The sequence below is a fragment of the Cupriavidus neocaledonicus genome (assembly GCF_000372525.1).
Taxonomy (GTDB): Bacteria; Pseudomonadota; Gammaproteobacteria; order Burkholderiales; family Burkholderiaceae; genus Cupriavidus; species Cupriavidus neocaledonicus.
The window spans coordinates 34,958-47,689 of sequence record NZ_AQUR01000084.1; the positions used below are offsets into that span (position 1 = coordinate 34,958).

Here is a 12,732-nt window from a genome sequence, read left to right on the forward strand (position 1 = left end):
GGAGCGGTTTCCACCCAACGCCGTCAGTGCTGTCGCACCGCCTCCCCGGGCACCGACTGCGGCAGCTTGTTGCCGTCCGCGTCGATCTGCAGCGGCCCGGTGCCGGAGAACCGGTCCAGCGCCAGGTAGATCACCGGCGTGATGAACAGCGTGATCACCTGCGAGAACAGCAGCCCGCCAACCACCGCCAGGCCCAGCGGCTGGCGCAGCTCGGCGCCGGCGCCCAGGCCCAGTGCCAGCGGCAGCGCGCCCATCACCGCGGCGAAGGTGGTCATCATGATCGGCCGGAAGCGCAGCAGGCACGCCTGCCGGATCGCACGGGCCGGCGTCATCCCCTGCTCGCGCTGCGCCGCCAGCGCGAAGTCGATCATCATGATCGCGTTCTTCTTGACGATGCCGATCAGCATCAGCACGCCGATCACCGCGATCAGCGACAGCTCGACGTTGAAGATGAACAGCGTCAGCAACGCCCCCACCGCCGCCGACGGCAGGCCTGCCAGGATCGTGAGCGGGTGGATGTAGCTTTCGTACAGCACCCCCAGCAGCGTATAGATCACCGCGATCGCCGCCACCAGCAGCACGATCTGGGTCGCCTGCGACGACTGGAACACCGCCGCGTCGCCGCCCCAGCTGGTGAAGATCGAGGTCGGCATGGCGATCTCCTGCTTGTAGCGGTCGATGCGCGCGGAAGCATCGCCCAGCGCCGCACCCGGGGCCAGGTTGAACGACACCGTCACCGACGGCAGCTGCCCCTGGTGGTTGACCGCGATCGGCCCGACCCGGCGCTCGGTGGTGGCGAAGGCGGACACCGGCACCATCTGCCCGGTCTTGCTGCGCACGTAGAGCTTGGAGAACGCGGTTTCGTCGGTGCGGTCGACGTCGGCCGCCTGCAGGATCACGTAGTAGTTGTCGATCGGCGTGTAGATGGTCGATACCTGCCGCTCGCCGAAGGCCGAATAGAGCGCCGTGCGCACGTCCTGCATCTGCACGCCCAGCGCATTGGCCTTGTCGCGGTCGATGGTCAGGTGCGCTTCCAGGCCGGATTGCTGCGAGTCGCTGGTGACGTCGCGGAACAGGCTGTCGGCGCGCATCTTCGCCATCAGCTGGTCGGAGTAGTCCTGCAGCTTCCCGGCCTTCACGCTCTGCAGCGTGTACTGGTAGCGGCTCTTGCTCTGGCGCCCGCCCAGCTGCAGGTTCTGCACCGGCGAGAAATAGACCGCCAGGCCCGGCACACCGGAGACATCGCGCCGCAATGACTCGATCACCTTCGGCATCGCGTCGCGCTCGCCGCGCGGCTTCAGTTCGACGAACATGCGCCCGGTAGTGATCGCCGGCGACGGGCCGCCGCCGATGGCCACCACGATGCTCTTGACCGCCGGGTTGGCGCGCATGCGCTCGGCCGCGTCGCGCAGGCGTTCCGACATGGCGTCGAACGAAATATCCTGCGGCCCTTCGGCATTGACGCGGATCTGGCCGATGTCCTCTTCGGGGAAGAAGCCCTTGGGAATGGCCACGAACAGCACTGCGGTCAGCACGAAGGTCAAACCCGCGGCCACCAGCACCGTGCGCCGGTGCGCCAGGCACCAGTCCAGCCCGCGCGCATAGCGGTGCAGCGTGAATTCGAACAGGTTCTCGAACCACTGCGTCGAGCGCATGCCCAGGGTCTGCCGCTGCGCCACGGCGGGCTGCGCCACCGGCTGGTCGCCATAGGCGTGGTGCGATTCGTCCACCGGCACGTTCTCGGCCGACAGGAAGCGCGCGCACAGCATCGGGATCAGCGTCAGCGACACCAGCGCCGACACCAGGATCGACAGCGACACCACCGCGGCGAATTCGTGGAACAGCAGGCCGATCACGCCCGGCATGAAGAAGATCGGGATGAACACCGCCACCAGCGAGATCGAGATCGACAGGATGGTGAAGCCCATCTCGCGCGAGCCCGCCAGCGCGGCCTTCAGCGGCGCCGCCCCGTCCTCGATATGGCGCACGATGTTCTCGAGCATGACGATGGCATCGTCGACCACCAGCCCCACCGCGAGCGTGATCGCCAGCAGCGAGACGTTGTCCAGGCTGTAGCCGAACGCCTTCATCAGCGCCACCGTGCCGATCAGCGAGATCGGCAGCGACACGGTCGGGATCAGCGTGGCCGCGGCGCGGCGCAGGAACAGGAAGATCACCATCACCACCAGCGCCACCGTCAGCGCCAGCGTGAACTGCACGTCGTGGATCGATTCGCGGATCGAGCGCGAGCGGTCGTTGACCACCGACACGTTGATCGAGCCCGGCATCTGCTGGATCAGGCGGGGCAGGGCGGCATGGACCGCGTCGACCACCGCAACGGTGTTGGCGTCGGGCTGGCGCAGCACCGCCAGCACGATCGAGCGCTCGTTGTTGAGCCAGCTGCCGGTCTTGATGGTCTCGACGCTGTCCTCGACCTCGGCCACGTCGGACAGCCGCACCAGCGCGCCGTTGGGCTGGCTGGCGACGATGATATTGCGGAAGGCATCGGCACTGGTCAGCTGCCGGTTGGCCTGGATCGTCAGGGTCTGGCGCGCGCTGTCGAGCGTGCCCACCGGCGTATTGGCGTTGGCGCGGTTCAGCGCGGTGGCCAGCTCGTCCAGCGTCAGCCCGCGCGCGGCGAGCGCATCGGGGTGGGCGCGCACGCGCACCGCGAAGCGCTTCTGCCCGAAGATCTGCACCTGCGCCACGCCCGGCAGCGTCGCCAGCGTCGGCGAGATCAGGTTGTCGCCGAAGGCGTTCAGGTCGGCCAGGCTCATCGCCGGGGAATTGATCGCCAGCAGCAGCACCGGCGCATCGGCCGGGTTGACCTTGCGGTATGACGGCGGCGTCGTCATCTCGATAGGCAGCGAGCGCTGCGCGCGGAACAGCGCCGCCTGCACGTCGACGGCCGCGTCGTCGATATCGCGGTCGTTGTTGAACTCGATGGTGATGCTGGAGTTGCCGAGCGTGTTCGACGAGCTGATCACCGACACGCCCGGAATCGTCGCGAACTGTTTCTCCAGCTGCGTTGCCACCGACGCGGCCATGGTTTCGGGGCTGGCGCCGGGCAGGGTCGCGGTGACCTGGATCACCGGCGAGTTGAAGCTGGGCAGCGCGGCAATGGGAATGGTCGGATACAGCACGATGCCGCTGACGACCACGGCCAGGCACAGCAGCACCGTCATCACCGGACGGCGGATGCAGAGTTCCGAAAGCGTCATGGCTCAGTGCCCCGCGCTGGCAGGGCGGGCGGCGGCGGCGCCGGAAGCGCCGCGGGCCGCGGCCTCGCGCACCAGCGCGCCGGGGCGCAGGTTCTGCGTGCCTTCCACCACCACGCGGGCACCGGGCTGCACGCCCTCGACCACGGCCGCGGCGGCGGTGGTGGTCACCACCCGCACCGGCACGCGCGCCACCTTGCTGTCGGGCTGCACCACATAGACAAAGCGGCCTTCGGGGCCAGTCACCACCGCCTGCGGCGGCACCGACAGCGCGTCCTTCAGGGTCTGCACCACGGCGCTGACGGTGGCGTAGGTGCCAGGCCACAGCCGCTGCTCGTCATTGTCGAACTGGGCCTTGACGCGGATGGTGCCGTACTGCGGATCGACGGTGTTATCCACAAAGCTGATGCGGCCGGTCACCGGCGCCTGGTTGCCGTCGTTGGGCTGCGCGGTGACCTGCACCGGGCCGGCGCGCAGCGCCTCGCGCAGCGCCGCGAGCTGGCGTTCGGGCAGGCTGAAGGTGACGGCGATCGGCTGCACCTGGGCGATGGTGACCATCGGCTGGGTGCTGTTGGGCAGCACCAGCGAACCCGGGAAGGCGTTGATCACGCCGGTGCGGCCGCTGATGGTGGCGCGGATGGCACCGTAGCTGACCGCAACGCGGCTGGCCTCGATCGCGGCCTGGTCGGCGCGCACGGTGGCGGCCAGGCCGTCGGCCCGGGCCTGCGCGGTATCGACCGCGCTCTTCGAGATGAAATTGCGCTGCAGCAGCTCCTGGCTGCGCGCCAGGGCGCGGCGGGCATCGGCCAGGTCGGCCTGGTCGCGCAGCAACTGCGCCTGCGCCTTGGCCAGGTTGGCCTCGTCCATGCGGGTATCGAGCGAGAACAGCAGGTCGCCGGGCTTGACGGTCTGGCCTTCCTTGATATGGACGGTGCGCACGGTGCTGGACACCTGCGGGCGCACCTCCACCGTGGACAGCGCCGTGACATTGCCGTTGGCCGAAACCTGCAGCGGCACGTCGCCCTGCTGCACCGGCGCGGTCGACACCACCGCCGCCGCAGGCGGCTTGGGCGCGGGCCTGGGTGCCAGCCAGGTGCGCCACGCCAACCAGCCCAGGCCGGCGACGGCCAGCACCACCACCACCGCCAGCCACGGCGACACGCGGCCGCGACCGGTCCCGGCGGCCGCCCTCCAGTTGCTGTCGACAAAGCCCTTGGGCTGGTCGATCCTGTCAGATTTCATGTTATGTGGACCCTTGCCCTGCGTTTTCAGCGCCACTCCCCGTGTATCGCCCGGCATGTTGTACGCAGATGTTGCCGGTGCGTGTCGCGCAAAGACTCTACTAGTACCGCGCTTCGCCCGCCGGAGCCAGCGCCGCGTATTACAGTCCGTTACAGGGGTGCAAGGGTCTGGTAATGCCCGGCGCCGGCAAACGCCGCCCGGGCCACAGGGGAGGCCGGTGATGTGTTTAGCGGGGCGCTTGTATGGTTAGACAAACATTATCAGAAAAGCTGCCGCCGGCCATCGCGGCGCCACTGATTTACGCTGTCGACCGACAATTCCCGTGGTCCGGCCTGCACAATCACGGCATCGCCGGCACGCACTTCGCCCTTCAGCACCACGCTGAGATAGACCCCGGAGTAGCCGCTCTGCACCATGTCGCGCACCGCGTGGCGGTAGCCCAGCGCGGCGTTGAACTTGTAGCAGGGCTGGCGCGGGGCTTCCACCCGCAACAGCGCGGTGCCGACCCGCACCAGGTCGCCGATCCATAGCGCGGACTCCAGCAAACCCTCCAGCGTCAGGTTTTCCCCCATCGCGCCGTAGGGCAGCGGCGGACCGGAGTCCGGCTGGGCGCAGGCGCGGCGGCGGGCGTTCCACCAGGCGTAGTGCTCCGAGGGGTAGGCGTAGACCGCCTTGTCGAGTCCGCCGTGCACGGTCAGGTCGCCCTGTTCGTCGCCCGCCAGGCCCAGTTGCTGCACCTGGACACGCAAGGGGTGCAGCAGCGTGCTGACCGGATGCTTGCGGATGCCCGACAGCACCACCGCCTCGGTGCCCGCGCCCGCCACCACCAGCGGGATGGCCTTGCCCAGGCTGACCGCCAGCACGCGCGCAAGGCCCGGCCAAGGTCTCGAATCGCTCACGTGCGCCCCCGCTTCGTGGTTGTGGAAAGGGATGTGGATAAGCTGCGGATATCCCTGAGGATAACGGGGCGGATAAGGCTGTGGACAAGTGCTTGGTGCGGTCCCTCACAAGGCGCCGGCGCGGGGCCGCGGCGCCCGTTTCAGACCGGAATCAGAGCTGCCGGGCCGCTGGCGCGGGCTGCCGGCGGCAGCCCAGCAGACGCGCCCGCTGCGACACCGCCAGCGCCGCCAGCATCAGCGCCGCCGCGCCCCAGTGCAGCGTGCCGGGACCGGCCAGGGTATAGATTGCCGCGCCGGCCATGGCGCCGGCGGCCTGGCCCAGGTAGATGGAAGAAGAGTTCAGCGAGATCGACACCGAAGCCCGCTCCGGCGCCAGCAGCACCAGCCGTGCCTGCTGGGCGCTGTTGGTGGCAAAGCCGCCCACGCCCCACAGCATGAACAGCGCCACCAGCGCCACGCTGCCGAGCCCGGCCAGCGGCCACAGCACCATTGCCGTGATCGACGTCAACAAGGTCACCTGCACGATCCGGCTGGGCGTGACCCGGTCCATGCGCGACGCCGCCATGGCATTGCCGAACACCCCGCAGGCACCGTAGGCGAGGAACATCAGGCTGAGCGCGCCGCCGCTGATGCCATAGACGTCGCGCATCAGCGGCGCGATATACGTAAACAGCGTAAACATGCCCGCCGACGAGATCATGGTGGTCAGCACCACCAGCATCACCGGCTTGTGGCGCAGCACCGCGCCCCAGGCCTCGCGCCCGGCCGGCGGCACCATCAGCCCGCGCGGCAGCGCGCGCCATACCGCCGCCGCCACCAGCAGCGCCATCCCGCCCACCAGCGCCATGCTGACGCGCCAGCCGAGCGTGCTGGAAATCCATGTGCCCAGCGGCACGCCTACCACGCTGGCAATGCTCCAGCCCAGGAACACGAAGCTGATGGCGCGCCCGCGGGTCTGCGCATTGACCAGCAGCGGCAGCGTGGCCGCGGTCTGCGGCGTATAGATGGCCGCCCCGATCGCGGTCAGGAAGCGGATCGCCATCAGCGCCGCAAAGCTCGGCGCCAGCGCCGCGGCCACGTGCATCACCCCATAGACCAGCAGCGAGCCCGCCAGCAGCAGCCGGCGATCGAGGCGCGAGCCCAGCGTGGCGAACAGCGGCGCGCCCACGCAGGTGGCGAGCGCGAACACCGAGATCAGCTGCCCCGCGCTGGCCGCGCCCAGCGCGAAATCGCCGGCAATGTCGTTCAACATGCCGGTGACGATCATCGCGCCGGTGCCGATGACGAAATTGCCGACGCAGAGCGTCACGAGCCTGGGGTCCATGCCGGCCTTGCGCAGAGGGATCGGCGCGGAGGGCGCCTTGTTGTTGTCAGGGCTGCCGCGGGCCATGGCAGGCCGGGCGGTAAGGGAAGTCCCGAGTGTAGCGGTTTCGGGAAATTCGCGTTCGCGGGGGGATGGACAGCCGCCAGCCGCAGCCGACACCGTCCGAACAACGCTCCCCTCGCCCGCTTGCGGGAGAGGGGAGAATACCGGCGGGCGCCGAAGCGCCTCAGAGCCTCAGCGCGTCAGCGCGTCAGCACCGGCGCCAGCGCCTTCGGGTTGACGATGCAATCATGCTTGCCGTCCAGCACGTCCAGGATGTTCTGGAACGCCGTGCGGAAATACAGCTCGTAGCTGTCGCGCTCCACGTAGCCCAGGTGCGGCGTGCAGATGCAGTTTTCCATGCGCAGCAGGGCGTGGCCCTGCAGGATCGGCTCGGATTCGAAGACGTCGACCGCCGCCATGCCCGGGCGGCCGCGATTCAGCGCGGTGACCAGGGCGTTCTCTTCCAGCAGCTCGGCGCGGCTGGTGTTGACGAACAGCGCGGTCGGCTTCATCGCGGTCAGGTCGGCCTGCTTGACGATGCCGCGGGTGTCGTCGTTCAGGCGCAGGTGCAGCGACAGCACATCGCTGTCGACGAACAGTTGTTCCTTGGATGCCGCCACCTCCAGGCCGTCGGCGCGCGCGGCTTGCTGTGACGCCTCGCGGCCCCAGACCAGCACCTTCATGCCGAAGGCGCGGCCATAGCCGGCCAGCAGCCGGCCGATCTTGCCATAGCCCCAGATCCCCAGGGTCTGGCCGCGCAGCACCTGGCCCAGGCCGAAGTTGGGCGGCATCGTGGTCGATTTCAGCCCCGACTGCTGCCACGCGCCATGCTTCAGGCTGGCCACGTACTGCGGAATGCGGCGCTGGGCGGCCATGATCAGGGCCCAGGTCAGCTCGGCCGGCGCCACCGGCGAGCCCACGCCTTCCAGCACGGCCACGCCGCGGTCGGTGGCGGCATCCAGGTCGATGTGGCTGCCGGGACCCGCGCCGACCCGGCCGGTCTGGCTGATCAGCTTGAGCTTGGGCAATTTTTCCAGCAGTTGGCGGGTGATGCGGGTGCGTTCGCGGATCAGCACCACGGCTTCCACGTCCGACAGGCGCGCCGCCAGCTGGCCCACGCCCTTGACGGTGTTGTTGAACACCTTGACGTCATGCCCCTCCAGCAGGCTGAAGCAAGGCAGCTTGCGCACGGCATCCTGGTAATCGTCGAGTACGGCAATCTTCATCGGCAACCCTGGTTATCTTCGGGAGGTTGTGCCAGTTGGTGCGCGCGCCCACCGAGGCGCGCGCCGGCCAACAGTATTGTTGTGAAACGTTTGCGAACCCGCACCGGCGTGCCGCCACCCCGTCGTCGCGCGGTGCAAATACCACGCCGGCCGGCGCCGGCAATTGTTGCGCAGCAAAAAACAGGGGGGTGCGCCAGTGGTATCCTTGCCCGCTCCGGTGCCGCCGCGGATTGTCGGTCGAGCGTTGCTCCCGTCACGCGGCTGCTTCCGGACAAAGCCCGGCCGGCATCCGCAGGCCACCCAGCGCGGGCGAAGCGCCACTGTAGCGCAGCCGCGGCGACCGCCGCGACCTTTTGCGCAAACCGGGCCGCCGCGGAGTTGTAACGGGATGTGACGCTCCTGCGGCGGCACCTGCGGTGGCCAGCGCCAGTGGCGGCTACGGCGCCCGGCGCGCCTGATCACCGCCGGCCAGGCTTGGTACGGATTCCTTCCCTTCCTTCCCTTTACAAACCTGGAGTTTGCAGTATGAACCACCCCTCGATGCAAGGTACGGCAGCCGTCAATGCGCCGGCCTGGGTCAAGCACCCCAAGCTGATCGCCTGGGTCGCGGAAATCGCCGCGCTGACCAAGCCCGACCAAATCTACTGGTGCGACGGCTCGCAGGAAGAATATGACCGCCTGTGCGAACAGATGGTCGCCGCCGGCACCATGAAGCGGCTGAACCCGGCCAAGCGCAAGAACTCCTTCCTGGCACTGTCGGACCCGTCGGACGTGGCCCGCGTCGAAGACCGTACCTTCATCTGCTCCGAGAAGCAGGAAGATGCCGGCCCGACCAACAACTGGACCCCGCCGGCCGAGATGCGCCAGACCCTGGCCGGCCTGTTCGACGGCTGCATGCGCGGCCGCACCCTGTATGTGGTGCCGTTCTCGATGGGGCCGCTGGGTTCGCCGATCGCCCATATCGGCGTGGAACTGTCCGATTCGCCGTACGTGGCGGTCAACATGCGCATCATGACCCGCATGGGCAAGGCCGTGTACGAGGTGCTGGGCAGCGACGGCGCCTTCGTGCCGTGCGTGCACACCGTGGGCAAGCCGCTGGCCGCCGGCGAGCAGGACGCGGCGTGGCCGTGCAACCCGACCAAGTACATCGTGCATTTCCCGGAAACGCGCGAGATCTGGTCGTTCGGCTCGGGCTACGGCGGCAATGCGCTGCTGGGCAAGAAGTGCTTTGCGCTGCGTATTGCCTCGACCATGGGCCGCGACGAAGGCTGGCTCGCCGAGCACATGCTGATCCTCGGCGTGACCTCGCCCGAAGGCAAGAAATACCATGTCGCCGCCGCCTTCCCGTCGGCCTGCGGCAAGACCAACTTCGCCATGCTGATCCCGCCCAAGGGCTTCGAGGGCTGGAAGGTCACCACCATCGGCGACGACATCGCCTGGATCAAGCCGGGCAAGGACGGCCGCCTGTACGCGATCAACCCGGAAGCCGGCTACTTCGGCGTGGCGCCGGGCACCAGCGAGAAGACCAACTACAACGCGATGGCGACGCTCAAGGAGAACGTCATCTTCACCAACGTGGCGCTGACCGACGATGGCGACGTGTGGTGGGAAGGCATGACCAGGGAAGCGCCCGCGCACCTGATCGACTGGCAGGGCAAGGACTGGACCCCGGAGCTTGCCAAGGCCACCGGCGCCAAGGCCGCGCACCCGAACGCGCGCTTCACCGCGCCCGCGTCGCAATGCCCGTCGATCGACGACAACTGGGACAACCCGGCCGGCGTACCCATCGATGCGTTCATCTTCGGCGGCCGCCGCTCGACCACGGTGCCGCTGGTGACCGAGGCACGCGACTGGACCGAAGGCGTGTACATGGCCGCCACCATGGGCTCGGAAACCACCGCGGCGGCCGCCGGCCAGCAAGGCGTGGTGCGCCGCGACCCGTTCGCCATGCTGCCGTTCTGCGGCTACAACATGAGCGACTACTTCGGCCACTGGCTCGAACTGGGCAAGAAGCTCGAAGCCGCGGGGGCGAAGCTGCCGAAGATCTACTGCGTCAACTGGTTCCGCAAGGATGCCGACGGCAACTTCGTGTGGCCGGGCTTTGGCGAGAACATGCGCGTGCTGTCGTGGATGATCGACCGCGTCGAAGGCAAGGGGCAGGGCGCCGAGCATGTGTTCGGCACCTCGCCGCGCTACCAGGACCTGAACTGGAACGGCGTCGAGTTCTCGCCGGCGCAGTTCGAGCAGGTGACCTCGATCGACCGTGACGCCTGGCAGAAGGAACTGGCGCTGCACGACGAGCTGTTCACGCAGCTGAAGCACCACCTGCCGCAGGCCCTGGCGCAGACGCGCGCGGCGCTCGGCAAGCGACTGGACGGCTAAACAGGCCGCATCGCGCCGGTTTGCTCCCCTCCCGCGCGCGGGAGAGGGGCCGGGGTGAGGGCAGGAGCGTCAAAGACTGAGGCCTGCGGGTTTTAACCGTTGGCTCCGCTTGATGTGGTTCCTTGTCAGACCACCCCTCACCCCGGTCCCTCTCCCCATGAGGGGAGAGGGAGAACACCTTGCTTAGGCAAGTTCAGGCGGTTTGGGAGCACCCAAAACCGCTCTCCTCGTTTGCGTCGTGGCGTCCTCAGCCGCCCTCGCTGTCCCCCAGCGTCTCCACCGCATACTTCACCAGCCCGGCGCGCCCCTCGATCCCCAGCTTGCGCTTCAGGTTCAGCCGGTGGGTCTCGACGGTGCGCACCGACACCCCCAGCTGCGCCGCGATCTCCTTGTTGGCCAGGCCGCGGCCGATGCCGCGCAGGATATCGCGCTCGCGCGGCGTGAGCGCGTCGAGCGGGCCCGCCGCGGGGCTTTGCTCGGCGATGCCGCGCGCGATGCGGGCACTGTAGAACACGCGCCCCGCCAGCACCGAGCGGATCGCCGCGATCAGTTCGTCGGCCGGGGCGTCCTTGAGCACATAGCCGCGTGCGCCGGCGCGCACGGCCTGGCGCACGTACTCGAGGTTGTCGTGCATCGACACGATCAGCACCGCCAGTTCGGGATAGCGGTCATGCAGCGCCGCCGCCAGTGCAATGCCGCCCATGCCGCGCATGCCGATATCGGTGATCACCAGGTCCGGCATCTCGGCCGCGCCGGCGCGCTCCAGCCACGCCAGCGCGGCTTCGCCGTCGTCGGCTTCGCCGACCACGCGCAGCCCGGGCTGCAGCGCCAGGTGCATGCGCATGCCGTCGCGCACCAGCGCGTGGTCGTCGATCAGCAGCACGCGCGCGGGTGCTTCGTTGGCTTCGCTATCTTGGGCAAGAAACTGGATCATGACTGCGAGGGTCCTGCGGAAACAGCTTCGCGCGCGGCGGCCGCGGGGCTGGCCAGCGGCAGCGAGGCGATGATCTGGGTGCCGCCCAGGCCGGAACGGATGTCGAACTGCCCGCACAGCGCGGCGATGCGCTCGCGCAGGTTGCGCAGGCCAATGCCGCGCTGCGGGTCGGCCTGCATGCGCGCGACGTCGAAGCCGTGGCCGTCGTCGCGCACGGCCAGGCGCGTGGCATCGGCATCGAAGGCGAGCGACACCGACACGCGCTGCGCGCCGGCGTGGCGCTCGACGTTGGTCAGCGCTTCCTGGGCAATGCGGAACAGCGCCGTGGCCTGCTCGTCGGGCAGTTCGCGCGGGGTGCCGCTTTGCGTCACCATGATCTCGAGGCCGCTGCCGCCCTGCATCTCGCGCGCCAGGTGCTGGAGCGCGGCGAACAGCCCCAGGTCGTCGAGCAGCGCCGGGCGCAGGTTGCGCGCCACGCGCCGCACTTCATTGAAGACCGTGTCGAGCCGGTTCAGCGCCATGCCCAGCACCGGCGCCACCGCCGCGCCTTCGGCCGGGGCCAGGCGCAGCCGGTTGGCGGCGGTTTCCAGCACCAGCTTGACCGAGACCAGCAACTGGCTGATGCCGTCGTGCAGCTCGCGCGACAGCCGCGCGCGCTCTTCTTCCTGCGACTGCACCACGCGCTGCGCCAGCTGGCGCAGCTTGGCGTCGGCCTCGCGGTGTTCGCTGACGTTCAGCGCCAGGCCGCTGGCCGCCACCAGCAGGATGCTGATGCCGGCGATCACGCCGATCCACGCCATGGTCTCGCGGATATCGGTCTCGGCGCGCGCGTCGAGCTGGCGCAGCGTGCTTTCGACGTCATCCAGGTAGATGCCGGTGCCGAGCATCCAGCCCCATTCGGGCACCGCCACCACGTAGCCGAGCTTGGGCGCCAGCTGCTGCGACGAGGGCTTGCGCCACTGGTAGCGCACCGCGCCGCCCCCGCCCCTGGCCGCGGCGATCAGCTGCTGGATGGTGGGCGCGCCCTGCGGGTCGCGCAGCGCCCACAGATCCTGGCCCACCAGCTCGGGCTGGCGCGGATGCATCAGGTTGCGGCCCTGCAGGTCGTACAGGAAGAAGTAGCCGTCGGGGCCGTAGTCGAGCCGGGCCAGCGCTTGCATCGCCGCCTGGCGCGTGGCGTCGTCGTTGCGGCCGGAGCGCACCAGCGGCGCGATCGCGCTCTGCGCCAGTTCCACGTAGTGGCGCAGCTCGGTCTCCTTGCTCTGCAGGTAGGCGGCCTCGACCAGCGCCCGTTCATGCTGCGCCAGCTGGGTGGCCTGGAAGCGCACCGCCAGCGCGATGCCGAGCATCGCCACCGCGAGCGGCGCCACGGCGAGCAACAGGATTTTCTGGCGGAGTTTCATACAGGACCGGGGAACGGGGGTAAACACCGATGCCGCGCAGGCGGCATGCCACCGTCGACTTG

8 protein-coding genes are annotated in these 12,732 nt (G+C 69.0%); 1 reads left to right on the forward strand and 7 read right to left on the reverse strand.

The window, feature by feature from the left end:
* Positions 1–23: 23 nt before the first annotated feature.
* The 5 genes from A3AG_RS0108500 to A3AG_RS0108520 form a co-directional block, all read right to left on the reverse strand.
* Positions 24–3,221 (reverse strand): efflux RND transporter permease subunit, encoded by a 3,198-nt coding sequence (locus tag A3AG_RS0108500; RefSeq protein WP_018004989.1) that lies wholly within the window; start codon positions 3,219–3,221, stop codon positions 24–26.
* 3 nt (positions 3,222–3,224) lie between these two features.
* Positions 3,225–4,460: an efflux RND transporter periplasmic adaptor subunit gene (locus tag A3AG_RS0108505; protein ID WP_018004990.1), complete on the reverse strand. Its 1,236-nt coding sequence runs from the start codon at positions 4,458–4,460 to the stop codon at positions 3,225–3,227.
* Positions 4,461–4,720: 260 nt separating this feature from the next.
* The gene (locus tag A3AG_RS0108510) at positions 4,721–5,359 is read right to left on the reverse strand and encodes an MOSC domain-containing protein (RefSeq protein ID WP_018004991.1); all 639 of its coding nucleotides are present in this window, start codon (positions 5,357–5,359) and stop codon (positions 4,721–4,723) included.
* Between the two features lie 151 nt (positions 5,360–5,510).
* On the reverse strand, positions 5,511–6,683 hold the full coding sequence (locus A3AG_RS0108515; RefSeq protein ID WP_026164046.1) for an MFS transporter: 1,173 nt from the start codon (positions 6,681–6,683) through the stop codon (positions 5,511–5,513).
* A 242-nt stretch (positions 6,684–6,925) separates the two neighbouring features.
* Positions 6,926–7,951 (reverse strand): D-2-hydroxyacid dehydrogenase family protein, encoded by a 1,026-nt coding sequence (locus tag A3AG_RS0108520; RefSeq protein WP_018004992.1) that lies wholly within the window; start codon positions 7,949–7,951, stop codon positions 6,926–6,928.
* A gap of 525 nt (positions 7,952–8,476) precedes the next feature.
* On the opposite strand from A3AG_RS0108520, the gene A3AG_RS0108525 reads away from it, so the two are divergent.
* A complete protein-coding gene (locus A3AG_RS0108525) occupies positions 8,477–10,333 on the forward strand; it encodes a phosphoenolpyruvate carboxykinase (GTP) (RefSeq protein WP_018004993.1) in 1,857 nt (618 codons plus the stop codon).
* A gap of 247 nt (positions 10,334–10,580) precedes the next feature.
* Here the strand turns inward: A3AG_RS0108525 and A3AG_RS0108530 are convergent, their stop codons facing one another.
* Together A3AG_RS0108530 and A3AG_RS0108535 are read right to left on the reverse strand one after the other, a co-directional pair.
* Positions 10,581–11,267 carry a response regulator gene (locus A3AG_RS0108530; RefSeq protein WP_018004994.1) on the reverse strand — a complete coding sequence of 229 codons (687 nt, stop codon included), beginning with the start codon at positions 11,265–11,267 and terminating at the stop codon, positions 10,581–10,583.
* Positions 11,264–12,670 carry a cache domain-containing protein gene (locus tag A3AG_RS0108535; protein ID WP_018004995.1) on the reverse strand — a complete coding sequence of 469 codons (1,407 nt, stop codon included), beginning with the start codon at positions 12,668–12,670 and terminating at the stop codon, positions 11,264–11,266. Before A3AG_RS0108535 ends, A3AG_RS0108530 begins: the two co-directional genes overlap by 4 nt.
* Between the last annotated feature and the right edge of the window lie 62 nt (positions 12,671–12,732).